Origin of the sequence: Pseudomonas sp. SWRI154 (assembly GCF_014268645.1) — a bacterium.
Taxonomy (GTDB): Bacteria; Pseudomonadota; Gammaproteobacteria; order Pseudomonadales; family Pseudomonadaceae; genus Aquipseudomonas; species Aquipseudomonas marvdashtae.
In genome coordinates this window covers 45,057-60,851 of record NZ_JABWQW010000018.1, presented here as the reverse complement: position 1 = coordinate 60,851, position 15,795 = coordinate 45,057, and the positions used below count along the sequence as shown (strand labels likewise).

Here is a 15,795-nt window from a genome sequence, read left to right as displayed (position 1 = left end):
TTCCGATCAGCGCACCAGATGCAGGAACTGCATGTGCCGCTCGTACTGGTCGAGGATGTCGTTGATGACCTGTTCCTTGGAATAGCCCACCAGGTCGTAATCCTGGCTGCCTTCGCTCAGGTGCACTTCGGCACGGTAATAGCGGCGATTGTTGATTTGCTTGGAACCCATGCCGCCGCGGGCGAAGGACGGCGTGAAGTAGCCGCGCATCTGCACCTGATAGATGAAGGGATGCTGCTCGCCGTGACCGATCTCCAGGCTGACGCTGTCGTTGGCCGGGTCTGGCTGGGTCACCACGGTCAAGCCTTTTTCGGCGAATACCGCTTTCACTTCCTCGATGGCCGGACGCACCGTGGTGTCGAGGAAGCGGTATACCTCGTCGCGAGAAGGAAAGTGCACCGCCTGGCTCAGGCGCTGGCGCCAGCCACCCGTACCACGCCGTGAAGCCGACACCGGTGCCAGGGAATGCAATTGCGCGATCTGCTTCTGGGATTCGAGATAAAACGCCTTGTGCAGGCCCCACATCATCAGCAAGAGAATCAATGAGAACGGCAAGGACGTCAGCACCACGGCTGACTTGAGCGCATCGATACTGCCGGAGAACAACAACGCACTGGTCACCAGGGCGGTCATTGCGCCCCAGAACACTCGCAGCCATTTCGGCCCGTCTTCATCCGGGTTGCCGCCCTTGGCGGACAGCGTCGACAGGACCACAGTACCGGAGTCGGCGGACGTGACGAAAAACACGAAGCTGATGAATACCGTGACCGCGATGACCGTCTTGCTCCAAGGATAGGTTTCCAGCAGCAGATAAAGACTCATCGACGGATTTTCCAGGGCCGACATGCCCAAGGCGCTCATGCCGTGGTTGAGCACCTGGTCGATGGCGCTGTTGCCGAAAATCGACATCCACGCCAGGGTGAAGCCCAAAGGGATCAACAGCACGCCAAACACGAATTCGCGGATGGTGCGGCCACGGGAAATACGCGCGATGAACAGTCCCACGAACGGCGACCAGGCAATCCACCAGGCCCAGTAGAACACCGTCCAGCCGCCCAGCCAGTCGCTGGGCTCGTTGTAGGCGTAAAGGTCGAAGCTCTTCATCGGCAGGGCGCCGAGGTAATCGCCGATGTTCTGGATCAAGGTGTTGAGCAAATGCTGGGTCGGCCCGGCAAACAGCACGAACAGCAACAGCGCGCAGGCCAACAGCATGTTGATGTCGGACATGACCCGCACGCCTTTGTCGACACCGGCCACCGCGACGATGATCGCTGCCCCCATCATCAGTACGATCAGGCCGACCTGGATCCATTGGGTGTGGGCGATGCCGAACAGGTAATCCAATCCGGAATTGAGGTGCAAAACACCAAACCCCATGTCCGCGCCAAGGCCAAACACCGTCGCGATGATGCCGAAGCCGTCTACCGCATAACCGATAGGGCCGTTGATGCGTTTGCCAATCAGCGGATACAACGCCGAACGCAAGGCCAATGGCAGATTGTGTCTGTAGGCAAAGTACGCCAGCGCCATGCCGACAAACGCAAAGACTCCCCAGCCGTGCAGGCCCCAGTGCAAAAACAGGATCTGCATGGCCTGGCGCGCCGCATCGGCGGTTCCGGCCTCGCCCTGGGGCGGCTGGACCAAGTGGGTCAGCGGCTCGGAGACGCAGAAGAAGAACAGCGTGATGCTGATCCCGGCGGCGAACAACATGCCGGCCCAGGACAGGTAACTGAATTCGGGCTCGTCGTGGTCGGCACCGAGCTTGATCTTGCCGTAGCCGGACAAGGCGGTGACCACCACGAAGACCAGATACAGCGTCATTGCCAGCATGTAATACCAGCCGACCGTGTTGGCCGCCCAGTTCTGCGCCGCCAGCAGCCAGGCGCCGGCCTGCTCCGGCGCGGCAATGACGACCAGGCCGAACAGCAGGATGAAGGTCGCCGCGAAGTAGAACACCGGCGGATTCATGCGGACCAGGCCGCTGGATGGAAGGGACGAAGTACTCATCGACGAAGCACCTCGCAAAACGAAATCATGACGTGCGCAAACGGACTCGGCAAAGGCAAGCCTCCTGTTGTGAGCGGGCAGCAAACCAAGGGTTTAACTTGAATGAACGTTCAAGTTAAACATGAACAGGCTGCTAAGGACTAATCGCAGGGCTCAACGGCACGCTTCCTACACTAGTCCATGGGTGGGTATGACGCTGCCGGGAGCGCATTCGTTCAGTGCTCCGTCCCACACGCCAGTTGCCCCTGAATATCGGCGTGCCTATAGTCCGCTATCGCCTACAACCAGTACGGACCCATGATCAAAGAACAGTTGTCTCGCTTCAGTCGTCTCGACCTGCTCGGCCATCCGACACCACTGGAAAAACTTGACCGCCTCTCCCGTTGGCTCGGCCGGGACATCTACGTCAAACGCGACGACCTGACGCCCCTGGCGCTCGGTGGCAACAAACTACGCAAGCTCGAGTACCTGGCCGCCGACGCATTGGCCCAAGGTGCCGACACGCTCATTACCGCCGGCGCGATCCAGTCCAACCACGTCCGCCAGACCGCAGCCCTGGCCGCGAAGCTCGGCCTGGGTTGCGTCGCGCTGCTGGAAAACCCCATCGGCACTGAGGACAGCAATTACCTGGGCAACGGCAATCGGCTGTTGCTTGAGCTGTTCGACGCTAAAGTCGAGTTGGTAGACAACCTGGACAATGCCGACGAACAGCTGCATGCGCTCGCCGGCCGCCTGCGCAGCAACGGGAAAAAGCCCTACCTGGTGCCGATTGGCGGCTCGAACGCGCTGGGCGCGTTGGGGTATGTGCGCGCTGGCCTGGAGTTGGCCGAACAGATCAAGGACACCGGCATCGAATTCGCCGCCGTGGTGCTGGCCTCGGGCAGCGCCGGCACCCACAGCGGCCTGGCGCTGGCCTTGAGCGAAACCCTGCCCACGCTTGCGGTCATTGGTGTAACCGTTTCCCGTAGCGAGGAGGACCAGTATCCCAAGGTCCAGGGCCTGGCCGAGCGCGCGGCAGCGTTGCTCGGGGTCGCCCTTCCGGATGCGTTCAAAGTGAATCTATGGGACGAGTATTTCGGCCCCCGCTACGGCGAACCGAACGCCGGCACGTTGGCGGCGGTCAAGCTGCTGGCCAGCCAGGAAGGCCTTCTGCTCGATCCGGTCTATACCGGCAAGGCCATGGCCGGCCTGCTCGATGGCCTTGGTCGTGACCGCTTTGACGACGGCCCGATCATCTTCCTGCACACCGGCGGCGCGCCGGCGTTGTTCGCCTACGACTCGGCGCTAGGGTCTTGAAACTCCCGACAGCGGCATCATTCCGCTTTGGAATATATGGATGATTTAATATTATTTTCCAATCTATGAAACGCAACTTATAGTCGCGCCGCAGAGGTATTTGCCACGAGACGCATCCCCTGCTTTTAAGGCAGGATGTGGCAATACTTGCGTATCGCGGCTACGCCTTCTCTTGCCGATAAACGTCTTCATAAGAAAACACAGGGGCTTGTCATGAATTTTTCCGCATTACGTCGCAACCTGCTGGTAGGTTCGCTGGGCCTGGCATTGAGCGCCGGCCTGTTGGGGCAGGCGGTTGCCGGTGAGCAACTGCAAAAAATCAAGGATGCCGGCGAGATCAAGATCGGCTTGGAAGGTACTTATCCACCGTTCAGTTTCGTTGATGATAGCGGCAAGCTAACCGGCTTCGAAGTAGAGTTTTCCGAAGCCTTGGCCAAGGAACTGGGCGTCAAGGTGAAGCTGCAGACCACGCCTTGGGCCGGTATCCTCGCGGCCTTGGAATCCAAGCGACTGGATGCGGTGGTCAACCAAGTGACCATCTCCGAAGAACGTAAGAAAAAATACGATTTCTCCGAGCCGTACACCGTCTCCGGGATTCAAGCGCTGGTACTGACCAAAAAAGCCGATGAGCTGAACATCAGGAAAGCTGCCGACCTGGACGGTAAAAAAGTCGGCGTGGGCCTGGGCACCAACTACGAACAGTGGGTGAAAGCCGAAGTACCGGGCGCGCAAGTCAAAACCTATGACGATGACCCCACCAAGTTCCAGGACCTGCGCGTCGGCCGCATCGATACCATCCTGATCGACCGTCTGGCCGCTCTGGAATACGCCAAGAAGGCCAAGGACACCACCGTCACCAGCGAAGCCTTTTCGCGCCAGGAGTCGGGTATTGCCCTGCGCAAAGGCGAGCCTGAGCTGTTGGCAGCCGTGAACAAAGCCATCGAAAAACTGCGCGCCGACGGTACGCTGAAGAAGCTCTCGGAAAAATACTTCAGCGCTGACGTCACCCAATAATGGAAGCAGCTCTTCAACTCGCACTGGATTCCGCGCCCTTTCTGCTCAAGGGCGCGTACTACACGGTCATCCTCAGCCTGGGCGGAATGTTCTTCGGCTTGTTGCTGGGGTTCGGCCTGGCGCTGATGCGGCTGTCGCGTTTCAAGCTGGTGAACTGGATCGCGCGTATCTACGTGTCGTTCTTTCGCGGCACGCCGTTGCTGGTGCAGTTGTTCGTGATTTATTACGGACTGCCGCAACTGGGCATCGAGCTGGATCCGCTGCCGGCGGCCCTGATCGGTTTCTCGCTGAACATGGCGGCCTATGCGTGTGAAATCCTGCGGGCCGCCATCAGTTCCATCGAGCGCGGTCAGTGGGAAGCGGCGGCCAGTATCGGGATGACCCGTGCCCAGACACTGCGCCGGGCCATCCTGCCGCAAGCCGCACGCACGGCGCTGCCACCGTTGGGCAACAGCTTCATTTCCCTGGTCAAGGACACCGCGCTGGCGGCAACCATCCAGGTACCGGAACTGTTCCGCCAGGCGCAGCTGATCACTGCTCGCACCTTCGAAATCTTTACCATGTATCTTGCCGCCGCGCTGATCTACTGGGTTCTTGCCAGCGTGCTTTCGCACTTGCAGAACGTATTGGAAGCCCGGGTCAATCGGCACGACCAGGAGTCCTGACCCATGATTGTCGTGGAAAAACTGACAAAGCAATTCAAGGGTCAGGTGGTGCTCAACGGCATCGACCTGAAGATTGAAGAAGGCGAAGTGGTAGCGATCATCGGCCCCAGCGGATCGGGCAAGACGACGTTTCTGCGCTGTCTGAATTTCCTCGAAGAACCCACCAGCGGACGGATCAAGGTGGGCGATATCGAGATTGATGGCAGTCGCCCGCTGAACCAGCAGCAAGGGCTGGTGCGTCGTTTGCGCCAGCAGGTGGGCTTCGTGTTCCAGAATTTCAATCTGTTTCCCCATCGCACCGCACTGGAAAACGTCACCGAAGGTCCGCTGGTGGTGAAAAAGACCCCGCGTGCCGACGCTGAAGCCCTGGGCCGCAAGCTACTGGCCAAGGTCGGCCTGGCCGGTAAGGAAGACGCTTACCCGAGGCGCCTGTCCGGTGGTCAGCAACAGCGCGTGGCCATCGCCCGGGCGCTGGCGATGGAACCTGCGGTGATCCTCTTCGACGAGCCAACCTCGGCCCTCGACCCGGAACTGGTGGGTGAAGTGCTGGCAACCATTCGGGGCCTGGCCGAAGAAAAGCGCACCATGGTCATCGTGACTCACGAGATGGGCTTCGCCCGGGATGTAGCCAATCGCGTGGTGTTCTTCGACAAAGGCGTAATTGTTGAGCAAGGTGAAGCCAAGGCGTTGTTCGAAGCGCCGAAAGAAGAGCGCACTCGACAGTTTCTCAGCAAGTTCCTCTCGGCCGGACATGGCGCGCAGTAATTGGTTGGCTTGTCGACACTTCCAGGGAGGGAAGTGAACCAAGTCCAACTTTAAAAAGCCCAACACCAGCGCGTCGAATAACAACTTCCAACCGCCGTTTCCCACGGCAACCCCAATAACGAACAGACAGATTTTTGGCACCCTCTACTTCCATTGATCTCTCCATCCACGCCAGCCCAAAGACGCCGGCTCTGGCGGTCAACGAACGCGGCATTCCGAGGAAAAGTGCGCACGACGCCGCGCATTAATAACTCCGACGCGTAGGATATTTCTGAAGACTTGCTTAATTAACTATTAAGCAATCGCCGCTATTGACAGTGAAACTGTCAAACCTATATCTAGAATGAACAAGCATCACGCGTTATTTATTTTCCGTAGTAACACATCACAAAGTGTCGCGACTATCAGTCGTCTTTAAACTTTCGGGAACACAGTTCGTTTTAGACATCAAGGAGAACACCATGACAAGTATGTCGAATTTCCCTGAGTTGGCCGCGCCCACCTTGGCCAGCGGCCAACGTACCGGCATCAACATCACCAGCGCCGAACACCTGGAAGTCGTCATTGCCCCTTACCCGGGCATGGACCCAGGCGACCTGATCGAACTGTTCTGGGACAACTGCTATGTTGGCTCGCGCCTGCTGTCAGAGACAGATATGCACGGCAGCGTCAGTTTGCGCGTCCCGGAGAGCTTCATCGTCAACGGCACCTCGCGCATCCACTATCGGATCATGCAAATTGGACGAGGGCCGTCGCTGTCAGCAACGCAACAGGTGCAGGTCAAGCTCGATTGCCCTGGGGGGCGGCCTTCATCCTTGCTCGGCGACGAGAACCAGAGCCTGGCGCCGGTGCGTATCCCGGACACCATCCGCCGCCAAGGCGTGAATCCCAATCAGATCAAACGCGGCGTGCCGTTGACCATCGAGCCCTACCTGAACATGGCGGCCAGCGATGCGATTACCGTGCGTTGGGGCGATGTACGCATGGATCTACCGCCCATAAAGCCTGGCGAGGTGGGACTGCCGGTTCACGTCTGGGTGCCGCCGGAAGTCATCATGGAAGCGGGTGAGGACCTGCGTTTGGAGGTGACCTATTGCATCATCGACCGAGTCGGCAACAACTCCCATTGGGCGCCACCACGGACTTTGAAAATCGGTTGCGCCAATCCCTATCCGAAGCCTCCTGCGAAAGAACCGCTCATGGTCGCCGAATCGCGTCATCGAAAATAATGGTGACGCTCGTTTTTTGTGGCAAGGACCTTTGCTTCCTCGCCACAAAAACCGCTTCGTCCAAGGGGCCCATACCTTCGATTTAAAACCAACCTATCGATATTCTTAAAAGTTAGTTCAAAAACTTTTTATACGCGTTTAGGGTATATAAACCGGACCACCGGACATTCTTGATTTTTGTTCACCGCATTCATCGCGGTGTTTTCTTGAGATGTGAGGTGGGTATGGTACGGAACACAATCACCCCAGTGCAGGGCGCCAAGGCACTGCATGCAGCCACGGAGTGGCTGTGATGTCCGATCTGGCGCAAGCAAAGGTCCAGAGCGACCAAGACATCGCTCCCTTGTTATTGCCGGCACAGGTTCTGCGCACCGACGCCGAAGCAATCAAGGCCGCCCATGAACTGGCACAGGTCGCCCGGCAGCAGGCCGCGCGTCGCGACCAGCAGCGTAAACTTCCCTGGTCAGAAATCGAACAGTTCACCCGCAGCGGGCTCGGCAGCATTGCCGTTCCTCGCGAATACGGCGGTCCGCAAGTTTCCGCCGTCACCGTTGCCGAGGTGTTCGCGATCATTTCCACGGCTGACCCGGCCCTCGGTCAAATTCCCCAGAACCAGTTCGGCGTGCTCCAGCTAATTCTGGCCACAGGCACCGAACGGCAGAAAAAAATTCTCCTCCAGAGCGTGCTCGAAGGCTGGCGCATCGGCAACGCCGGGCCGGAGCGTGGCACTCGCAACACCCTGGAACTCAGGGCGCGGATCACCAGCGACGCTGACGGCTTTGTCATCAATGGGCAGAAGTTCTACTCCACTGGCGCGCTGTTCGCTCATTGGGTCGCGGTCAAGGCATTGGACGACGAGGGTCGCCAGGTATTGGCGTTCGTTCGGCGCGGAACACCGGGTCTGCGGATTGTCGATGACTGGTCGGGCTTCGGCCAGCGGACCACGGCCAGCGGCACCGTGCTACTGAATAATGTGCGGGTCGATGCCGAGCTGGTACTGGATAACTGGCGCATCAACGACGCGCCGAATGTACAAGGCGCGTTCTCCCAACTGATCCAGGCCGCTATCGACGTAGGTATCGCCCGGGGCGCCATTGACGATGCGATCGCCTTCGTTCGCGAGCGCGCCCGGCCGTGGATCGACGCCAAGGTCGAGCGCGCCAGCGATGATCTGTATGTCATCGCCGACGTCGGCCGGTTGAAGATCGAACTGCACGCCGCCGAAGCGTTGCTGTGCAAGGCCGGGCAGGTACTGGACCAGGTCAACGCCGCGCCGATTACCGCTCAGTCCGCGGCCCACGCGTCGATAGCCGTGGCCGAAGCCAAGGTGCTGGCGACTGAGGTCGCCCTGCAAGCCAGCGAAAAACTCTTCGAGCTGGCCGGCAGCCGCGCCACCCTTGCGGAATTCAATCTCGATCGCCACTGGCGCAACGCGCGGGTCCACACGCTGCACGACCCGGTGCGCTGGAAGTATCACGCAGTCGGCGACTATCGCCTGAACGGCACCTTGCCGGCCCGACATTCCTGGATCTGACGACCCGACCTCTGGAGCAGCACATGACGCTTTCCCAACACGTCGCGGTAATCACCAGCGATGAACAAGCCCTGATCGTGGCCAGCGACCTGGCCGATGACTTCAAGCGCGACAGCGCCCTGCGCGACCGCGAACGTCGCCTGCCATACCCGGAATTGGAGGCTTTCTCCCGCTCCGGCCTGTGGGGCATCAGCGTGCCCAAGGCCCACGGCGGTGCGGGCTTATCCAACGTCACGCTGGCCAAGGTCATTGCACTGATCGCCCAGGCTGACGGCTCGCTTGGGCAGATCCCGCAAAACCATTTCTACGCGCTGGAAGTGTTGCGGGTAAACGGCAGCGAAGCGCAAAAACAACGCCTGTATGCCGAAGTCCTGGCCGGCCAACGTTTTGGCAATGCGTTGGCGGAGCTAGGCACCAAGACCGCCCACGACCGCACCACGCAATTGCGTCGCGACGGTGAGGGCTACCGGATCAATGGTCGCAAGTTCTACGCCACCGGGGCGATCTATGCCCAGCGCATTCCTACCTCGGTGGTGGATGAGCACGGCGTGCAGCAATTGGCATTCGTGCCGCGCAACAGCAAAGGCCTGACCGTGATCGACGACTGGAGCGGTTTCGGCCAGCGCACCACGGGCAGCGGCTCGGTGGTGTTTGAAGATGTACAGGTCGCCGCCGTAGACGTCGTGCCGTTCCAGAGCGCCTTCGAACGCCCTACTCCGGTAGGCCCGCTGGCGCAGATTCTCCATGCGGCCATCGACACCGGCATCGCCCGCGCCGCCTACGAAGACGCCCTGCATTTTGTCCGCAACAAAACCCGCCCATGGATCGACGCCACCAGCGACGTCGCCACCCAGGACCCGCATACCCTCAAAAGCTTCGGCCAACTGAGCATTCGCCTGCATGCCGCCGAAGCCCTGCTGGAACGCGCCGGTGAATTCCTCGACCTGGCCCAGGCCGATACGAACGCCGAAACGGTGGCGGCAGCCTCGATTGCGGTGGCCGAAGCCCGGGCCATCAGCACCGAAATCTCCCTGTCCGCCGGCAGCACGCTGTTCGAACTGGCCGGCAGCCAGGCGACCCTCGCCGAACACGGCCTGGATCGCCACTGGCGCAACGCTCGGGTGCACACCCTGCACGACCCGGTGCGCTGGAAATACCACGCGGTCGGCAATTTCTACCTCAACGATGAAAACCCGCCGCTGCGAGGGACCATCTGATGGCCCACGGCAAAAAGAAGATCCTGCTCAACGCGTTCAATATGAACTGCATCGGGCACATCAATCACGGCCTGTGGACCCATCCCCAGGACACGTCCACCCAATTCAATACGATTGAATACTGGACCGGGCTCGCGCAGTTGCTCGAGCGCGGATTGTTCGACGGGCTGTTCATCGCCGACATCGTCGGGGTCTACGACGTCTATCAGCAATCGGTGGATGTCACGCTCAAAGAATCGATCCAGTTGCCGGTCAACGACCCATTGCTGCTGGTCTCGGCGATGGCGGCGGTTACGAAGAACCTGGGCTTCGGCCTCACCGCGAACCTCACCTATGAACCGCCCTATCTGTTCGCCCGACGCATGAGCACACTGGACCACCTGACGCGCGGCCGGGTTGGCTGGAACATCGTCACCGGTTACCTGGACAGCGCCGCCAAGGCCATGGGCCTGACCGCCCAGGTCGAGCACGACCGTCGCTACGACCAGGCCGACGAATACCTGCAGGTGCTTTACAAATTGTGGGAGGGTAGCTGGGAAGACGACGCGGTGATCGATGATCGCCAGCAACGGATCTACGCCCAGCCGGAAAAAGTGCATAAGGTCAGCCACCGGGGTGAGTTCTATCAGGTCGAGGGCTATCACCTCTGCGAACCGTCCCCGCAACGCACACCGGTGCTGTTCCAGGCCGGCAGTTCCGAGCGCGGCTTACAGTTCGCCGGGCGCCATGCCGAGTGCGTGTTCATCAGCGGCCAGAACAAAGCCGCGACCAAGGCCCAAGTCGACAAAGTCCGCGCAAGCGCCGTCGCGGCTGGGCGACATCCCGAGGACATCAAGGTGTTCATGGGCCTGAACGTGATTGTCGGGCAGACCGAAACCGCCGCCTGGGCCAAACATGCCGAGTACTTGAGCTATGCCAGCGCCGAAGCCGGCGTCGCGCATTTTTCCGCGTCGACGGGCATCGATTTTTCCGAGTACGCGTTGGACGAACCGATCCAGTACGTCAAGAGCAATGCCATCCAGTCCGCCACCAAGACCCTGCAGAACAACGACTGGACCCGACGCAAACTGCTGGAGCAACACGCCTTGGGCGGTCGCTACATCACCGTGGTCGGTTCGCCCGCGCAGGTGGCCGACGAGCTGGAATCGTGGATCGCCGAGACCGGCCTCGACGGCTTCAACCTGACCCGAATCGTCACGCCAGAGAGCTATGTGGACTTCATCGACCTGGTGATTCCCGAGCTGCAGCGACGCGGCTCGTACAAGACCGAATACGACGAAGGCACGCTGCGCGCAAAGCTCTTTCAGGGAGGCGCCCGCTTGCCCGAACAACACACCGGCTCCACCTACCGGCACTTTTAATCAATGACTGGAACAACCGACATGACCAAGCACCTCCTGACCCTGCCAGTCAAAGCACTGGCCCTGGCCCTCGGCCTGTTCAGCTCAGCTCTCTTTGCGGCTGATGCTCCGTTGAAAATTGGCACCACCGCCGCCTTCGCCATCCCGCTGGAGGCCGCTGTCGAGGAGGCGGGCAAACAAGGCCTGAAGGTCGAACTGGTGGAGTTCAGCGATTGGATCGCACCAAACGTCAGCCTCGCTTCCGGCGACATTGACGTGAATTACTTCCAGCACATCCCTTTCCTGGAAAACGCCAAGGCCGCCGCCGGATTCGATCTGGTGCCGTTCGCGCCGGGGATCATCAACAACGTGGGTCTCTATTCAAAACGCTACAAAAGCTTCGACGAGCTGTCCGAGGGGGCGAGCGTTGCCATTGCCAACGACCCGATAAACAGCGGTCGCGGCTTGCAACTGCTGGCCAAGGCCGGGCTGATCCAGCTCAAGCCGGGCGTGGGCTACAAGGCCACCGAAGACGACATCATCGCCAACCCGAAGAAGCTCAAGATTCTCCAAGTCGAGGCCGTGCAACTGGTGCGCGCCTATGAAGATGCCGATCTGGTGCAGGGCTATCCGGCTTACATCCGGTTGGCAAACACCTTCGATGCCACGTCCGCCCTGTTGTTCGACGGCCTCGACCACAAGGAATATGTAATCCAGTTCGTGATCCAGCCCAAGAATAAAAACGATCCTCGGCTGATCAAGTTCGTCGACATCTACCAGCACTCCCCCGCCGTGCGCGCGGCCCTGGACAAGGCCCACGGCAAGCTCTATCAAGCCGGTTGGGAAAGCTGATCATGAACGCCGTCAACGCTCTGCCCAAACAGCAAACACCCAAGCCGCGGACTGCCGAGCACACCGAACTGCACCCGCAGCTCAATCGCGCCCACGTGCGTTTCATCGGCCTGGGCAAGACTTACACGGGTGCCCAAGGGCCGGTCAATGCGCTGCAGGGCATCGACCTGGCGATCCAGCACGGCGAGGTGTTCGGGATCATCGGCCGCAGCGGCGCTGGCAAGTCATCGCTGATCCGCACCATCAACCGGCTCGAACAACCCACCAGCGGGCGCGTGCTGATCGATCAGGTGGACATTGGCGAGTTCGACGAGGATCGCCTGGTGGCGCTGCGCCGGCGCATCGGCATGATCTTCCAGCATTTCAACCTGATGTCGGCCAAGACGGTGTGGCAGAACGTGGAGCTGCCGCTGAAAGTGGCCGGTGTGCCCAAGGAACAACGGCAGCAAAAAGTCCGCGAGCTGCTCGAACTGGTGGGATTGCAGGGCAAGCACGAGGCTTATCCGGCGCAGCTCTCGGGCGGACAGAAGCAGCGGGTCGGGATCGCCCGGGCGCTGGTCCACGATCCAGAGATTCTTCTGTGTGACGAGGCCACTTCGGCGCTGGATCCGGAGACGACTCAATCGATCCTCGGCTTGCTGCGCCAGATCAACCAGCGGCTGGGCCTGACAATTGTTCTGATTACCCATGAAATGGCGGTGATCCGGGAAGTCTGCGACCGGGTGGTGGTGCTCGAACAGGGGCGAATCGTCGAGCAAGGGCCAGTCTGGGAAGTCTTCGGCAATCCACAGCATGACGTCAGCAGGACGCTGCTGGCGCCGCTGCAGCACGCGCTGCCTGAGGAGTTGCAGAACCGCTTGCAGCGACAACCGGCGTCGGCGGCCGCCGCCACGGTGCTGCGCCTGCAATTCACCGGGACAAGCCGTGATGAACCGGACCTCGCTGCGTTGTTCAATGCCCTCGGCGGACGGGTGCGGCTGCTGCATGGCGGGATCGAACGGATCCAGGGCCATGGGCTCGGGCAATTATTGCTGGCGGTGAGCGGCTCCTCATGGAGCGCGGAAGAATTGCGCCAACGGGCAGGCGCTTGGGCGCAACACGTGGAGGTGCTGGGTTATGTGGCTTGATCGGTTATTGCAGGGTTTTATCGACACGTTCCTGATGGTCGGTGTGTCGTCGTTGATCGCTTTGCTGGCGGGCATTCCGTTGGCAGTGATCCTGGTCACCAGTGGCAAGGGCGGAATCTATGAAGCACCCGCCGTGAACAGAGCCCTGGGCGCGTTCGTAAACCTGTTTCGCTCGATACCTTTCCTGATCCTGATGGTGGCACTGATTCCGTTCACCCGGTTGATCGTCGGCACCACCTACGGCGTGTGGGCCGCGGTGGTACCACTGACCATCGCCGCCACGCCGTTCTTCGCCCGGATCGCCGAAGTCAGTCTGCGGGAGGTCGACCATGGCCTGATCGAAGCCGCGCAGGCCATGGGCTGCCGGCGCTGGCACATCGTCTGGCACGTGCTGCTGCCCGAAGCGCTGCCAGGTATCGTTGGCGGTTTTACCATCACGTTGGTGACCATGATCAACTCATCCGCCATGGCCGGGGCAATCGGCGCCGGAGGGCTGGGCGATATTGCCTACCGTTACGGCTACCAGCGTTTCGACAGCCAGGTGATGCTCACGGTGATCGTGTTGTTGGTGGCGCTGGTGGCAGTGATCCAGTTGGGTGGCGACCGCTTGGCGCAAAGCCTGAACAAGCGCTGAAACGCGGCATCACGGGAGCGAGCCCGCTTGCCGGTGACGATTAAGCCACAAGCCTGCTTGCGGTATAGTCGACCAACGCTCCCCACCCAAGCCGTGATCATGAAACACACACCCGACGACCTGCGCACCATCACCGCCACGACCCTGGGTCACTACAACGAAGTGGCAGAAGATTTTCGCGAAGGCACACGCGACCATGATGTCAGCCAGAACATCGACGCCTTGCTGAGGCATATCCAAGGCCAGGCGCCGTTTCATATCCTGGACTTCGGCTGCGGTCCGGGACGGGATCTGCGCACGTTCACCACCATGGGTCATGTTGCGGTCGGCCTCGACGGCTCAGAAGAATTTGCCCGAATGGCGCGCCAGGACAGCGGCTGTGATGTGTGGCGCCAGGACTTCTTGCAGCTCGACCTGCCAGCCGAACGCTTTGACGGGATTTTCGCCAACGCGGTGCTGTTTCATGTTCCCGTCCAGGAACTGCCTCGGGTGCTCAAGCAATTGCACGCCACGCTCAGACCCGGCGGCGTGTTGTTCAGCTCAAATCCTCGGGGCGAAAACCAGGAAGGCTGGAACGGCCAGCGCTTCGGCGCGTATCACGACCTGGACGCCTGGCGGGCATTGCTCACCGAGGCGGGCTTCGTCGAGCTGGAGCACTACTACCGGCCGGCGGGGCTGCCGCGAGAGCAGCAGCCTTGGCTGGCGAGTGTGTGGCGTAAAGTTTAAAGGCTGACCGGTCTGGTCCGGGGGGATGCTGGCCCCCGTGGCGAGGAAGCTTGCTCCCGCTGGGCCGCGAAGCGGCCCCAACCCGGATGAGGTAATTTTCCAGGCAGACCGTGTCAGCCGCTTTACGACGGCTGCGCCGCCGAGCGGGAGCAAGCTCCCTCGCCACAAAGGACGGAGCCTGAATCCGACTTTTTAAGCGCCTGTCACTCCGGCTTGACCAGCCACTTCTGCGATAACTGCTCCAGCCGCCCGTCATCCTTGATGCGACTCAGGGCATTGTCCAGGCTGGCCTTGAACGCCGGGTTGCCCTTCTGGAACGGAATCACCAGGCTGGGCGGCGGGCCCTGCTTTTCCTCCGGCTGAAATGACTGGACCAGGACCAGCGGACGTTGCGGCTCATCCTTGCTGGCCAGCAATCGTGCATCCGGTTGGCTGTAAGTCGCGCTGGTGTCGAAACGTTCCGCCAGTTCCGGGGTCATTGCTATGTGGTTGATGGCGACGTCGTACTTGCCGCTTTCCACACCGGCCAGCAGATCCGCGGCATCGGTGACGACAAAATCGGGCCGTACATCGAGTTCACTGGCAAGCATTTCGCCCAGTTCCACTTCGAAACCGGTGAGCTTTCCGTCCTCCTTGAAGTTGAAAGGAGCCGTGTTGGCCTCGAGGGCGATCCGCAATTCGCCACGGTCGTTGATGTCGTCGATCAGTTCCGCATGGGCCAGAGGGCTCAACAGGGGTAGCAGGCAGATCAGGCCAGGCAGAAAACGCATGGTCACTCCTTTGTATTTATACAAGCGACGCTCGTTTCAGGCTCGCTTTGCTATGGTTGTTGCAGGCTTCGACAACGATTGGTCATGAAGTTGTCATGACCAAGCGGATTTCATGGAAAAACTGGAGAAAAAAATGAAAAGCTTTATGTCTCGTACCGCGTTGGCCGGTCTGTTGCTGGGCGCTTCGATGCTGGCAAGCGCCGCTACCCCGGCGCCAAAAGGTGCGCAAGTGTTCATTGTTTCCCCGGCAGACGGCGCCACCGTCAGCCAAGAATTCAAGGTCAAGTTCGGTGTCAAGAATATCGCCCTGGCCCCGGCAGGCGACGTGACAAAAAACACCGGTCATCACCATTTGCTGATCGATGTCGACGACCTACCGGAGGAAGGTGCACCGATTCCGACCGACGCCAACCACATGCATTTCGGCAAGGCGCAGACCGAAGCCACTATCAAGCTGGCTCCAGGCAAGCACACCTTGCAATTGATTCTGGGCGACAGCGGCCACATGCCGTTCGATCCGTCGATTGTCTCCGAAAAAATCACCGTGAACGTGAAGTAACGGTACCCGACAAAAAAACGGGAGCCCTGTTCGGGGCTCCCGTTTTCTTTCGCAAGCCAA

Annotated in this window: 15 protein-coding genes; 13 read left to right on the top strand and 2 right to left on the bottom strand. The window is 60.3% G+C overall.

The window, feature by feature from the left end; all coding sequences use genetic code 11:
- Positions 1 to 6: 6 nt before the first annotated feature.
- Entirely contained in the window at positions 7 to 1,968 is a 1,962-nt protein-coding gene (betT, locus tag HU806_RS16935; RefSeq protein WP_186612647.1) for a choline transporter BetT, read from the bottom strand.
- A gap of 336 nt (positions 1,969 to 2,304) precedes the next feature.
- On the opposite strand from betT, the gene HU806_RS16930 reads away from it, so the two are divergent.
- The 12 genes from HU806_RS16930 to HU806_RS16875 all read left to right on the top strand — a co-directional run bounded on the left by HU806_RS16930 (position 2,305) and on the right by HU806_RS16875 (position 14,406).
- Positions 2,305 to 3,303 (top strand): D-cysteine desulfhydrase, encoded by a 999-nt coding sequence (locus HU806_RS16930; RefSeq protein ID WP_186612563.1) that lies wholly within the window; start codon positions 2,305 to 2,307, stop codon positions 3,301 to 3,303.
- Positions 3,304 to 3,516: 213 nt separating this feature from the next.
- Positions 3,517 to 4,317 carry a cystine ABC transporter substrate-binding protein gene (gene tcyJ, locus HU806_RS16925; RefSeq protein ID WP_186612561.1) on the top strand — a complete coding sequence of 267 codons (801 nt, stop codon included), beginning with the start codon at positions 3,517 to 3,519 and terminating at the stop codon, positions 4,315 to 4,317.
- The gene (gene tcyL / locus HU806_RS16920) at positions 4,317 to 4,982 is read left to right on the top strand and encodes a cystine ABC transporter permease (protein ID WP_014336021.1); all 666 of its coding nucleotides are present in this window, start codon (positions 4,317 to 4,319) and stop codon (positions 4,980 to 4,982) included. Before tcyJ ends, tcyL begins: the two co-directional genes overlap by 1 nt.
- A 3-nt stretch (positions 4,983 to 4,985) precedes the next feature.
- Entirely contained in the window at positions 4,986 to 5,747 is a 762-nt protein-coding gene (tcyN, locus tag HU806_RS16915) for an L-cystine ABC transporter ATP-binding protein TcyN (RefSeq protein WP_186612559.1), read from the top strand.
- 461 nt (positions 5,748 to 6,208) lie between these two features.
- Positions 6,209 to 6,976, top strand: coding sequence for a hypothetical protein (locus HU806_RS16910; protein WP_186612557.1), 768 nt, complete (start codon positions 6,209 to 6,211; stop codon positions 6,974 to 6,976).
- A gap of 292 nt (positions 6,977 to 7,268) precedes the next feature.
- Complete coding sequence (locus HU806_RS16905; protein ID WP_186612555.1) at positions 7,269 to 8,510, top strand: SfnB family sulfur acquisition oxidoreductase; 1,242 nt, start codon at positions 7,269 to 7,271, stop codon at positions 8,508 to 8,510.
- Positions 8,511 to 8,533: 23 nt separating this feature from the next.
- Entirely contained in the window at positions 8,534 to 9,727 is a 1,194-nt protein-coding gene (locus tag HU806_RS16900; RefSeq protein WP_186612553.1) for an SfnB family sulfur acquisition oxidoreductase, read from the top strand.
- The gene (locus HU806_RS16895) at positions 9,727 to 11,088 is read left to right on the top strand and encodes an LLM class flavin-dependent oxidoreductase (RefSeq protein WP_186612551.1); all 1,362 of its coding nucleotides are present in this window, start codon (positions 9,727 to 9,729) and stop codon (positions 11,086 to 11,088) included. The genes HU806_RS16900 and HU806_RS16895 overlap by 1 nt, the downstream gene beginning before the upstream one ends.
- Before the next feature lie 21 nt (positions 11,089 to 11,109).
- Complete coding sequence (locus HU806_RS16890) at positions 11,110 to 11,919, top strand: MetQ/NlpA family ABC transporter substrate-binding protein (protein WP_186612549.1); 810 nt, start codon at positions 11,110 to 11,112, stop codon at positions 11,917 to 11,919.
- A 2-nt stretch (positions 11,920 to 11,921) separates the two neighbouring features.
- Complete coding sequence (locus HU806_RS16885; RefSeq protein ID WP_186612547.1) at positions 11,922 to 13,046, top strand: methionine ABC transporter ATP-binding protein; 1,125 nt, start codon at positions 11,922 to 11,924, stop codon at positions 13,044 to 13,046.
- The gene (locus HU806_RS16880; RefSeq protein WP_186612546.1) at positions 13,036 to 13,680 is read left to right on the top strand and encodes a methionine ABC transporter permease; all 645 of its coding nucleotides are present in this window, start codon (positions 13,036 to 13,038) and stop codon (positions 13,678 to 13,680) included. The genes HU806_RS16885 and HU806_RS16880 overlap by 11 nt, the downstream gene beginning before the upstream one ends.
- 99 nt (positions 13,681 to 13,779) lie before the next feature.
- The gene (locus HU806_RS16875) at positions 13,780 to 14,406 is read left to right on the top strand and encodes a class I SAM-dependent methyltransferase (protein WP_186612543.1); all 627 of its coding nucleotides are present in this window, start codon (positions 13,780 to 13,782) and stop codon (positions 14,404 to 14,406) included.
- A 203-nt stretch (positions 14,407 to 14,609) separates the two neighbouring features.
- Here HU806_RS16875 and HU806_RS16870 read toward each other — a convergent pair whose 3' ends face one another.
- The gene (locus HU806_RS16870; RefSeq protein WP_186612541.1) at positions 14,610 to 15,176 is read right to left on the bottom strand and encodes a transporter substrate-binding domain-containing protein; all 567 of its coding nucleotides are present in this window, start codon (positions 15,174 to 15,176) and stop codon (positions 14,610 to 14,612) included.
- Positions 15,177 to 15,309: 133 nt separating this feature from the next.
- Here HU806_RS16870 and HU806_RS16865 point away from each other — a divergent pair, with 133 nt between their 5' ends.
- Positions 15,310 to 15,735, top strand: a complete 426-nt coding sequence (locus HU806_RS16865; protein ID WP_186612539.1) for a DUF4399 domain-containing protein — start codon at positions 15,310 to 15,312, stop codon at positions 15,733 to 15,735.
- Positions 15,736 to 15,795: the final 60 nt, after the last annotated feature.

Bases quoted from the DNA above. Each gene is read 5' to 3' on its own strand.
- betT (WP_186612647.1), bottom strand. From the start codon at position 1,968: ATGAATCCGCCGGTGTTCTACTTCGCGGCGACCTTCATCCTGCTGTTC.
- HU806_RS16930 (WP_186612563.1), top strand. From the start codon at position 2,305: ATGATCAAAGAACAGTTGTCTCGCTTCAGTCGTCTCGACCTGCTCGGC.
- tcyJ (WP_186612561.1), top strand. From the start codon at position 3,517: ATGAATTTTTCCGCATTACGTCGCAACCTGCTGGTAGGTTCGCTGGGC.
- tcyL (WP_014336021.1), top strand. From the start codon at position 4,317: ATGGAAGCAGCTCTTCAACTCGCACTGGATTCCGCGCCCTTTCTGCTC.
- tcyN (WP_186612559.1), top strand. From the start codon at position 4,986: ATGATTGTCGTGGAAAAACTGACAAAGCAATTCAAGGGTCAGGTGGTG.
- HU806_RS16910 (WP_186612557.1), top strand. From the start codon at position 6,209: ATGACAAGTATGTCGAATTTCCCTGAGTTGGCCGCGCCCACCTTGGCC.
- HU806_RS16905 (WP_186612555.1), top strand. From the start codon at position 7,269: ATGTCCGATCTGGCGCAAGCAAAGGTCCAGAGCGACCAAGACATCGCT.
- HU806_RS16900 (WP_186612553.1), top strand. From the start codon at position 8,534: ATGACGCTTTCCCAACACGTCGCGGTAATCACCAGCGATGAACAAGCC.
- HU806_RS16895 (WP_186612551.1), top strand. From the start codon at position 9,727: ATGGCCCACGGCAAAAAGAAGATCCTGCTCAACGCGTTCAATATGAAC.
- HU806_RS16890 (WP_186612549.1), top strand. From the start codon at position 11,110: ATGACCAAGCACCTCCTGACCCTGCCAGTCAAAGCACTGGCCCTGGCC.
- HU806_RS16885 (WP_186612547.1), top strand. From the start codon at position 11,922: ATGAACGCCGTCAACGCTCTGCCCAAACAGCAAACACCCAAGCCGCGG.
- HU806_RS16880 (WP_186612546.1), top strand. From the start codon at position 13,036: ATGTGGCTTGATCGGTTATTGCAGGGTTTTATCGACACGTTCCTGATG.
- HU806_RS16875 (WP_186612543.1), top strand. From the start codon at position 13,780: ATGAAACACACACCCGACGACCTGCGCACCATCACCGCCACGACCCTG.
- HU806_RS16870 (WP_186612541.1), bottom strand. From the start codon at position 15,176: ATGCGTTTTCTGCCTGGCCTGATCTGCCTGCTACCCCTGTTGAGCCCT.
- HU806_RS16865 (WP_186612539.1), top strand. From the start codon at position 15,310: ATGAAAAGCTTTATGTCTCGTACCGCGTTGGCCGGTCTGTTGCTGGGC.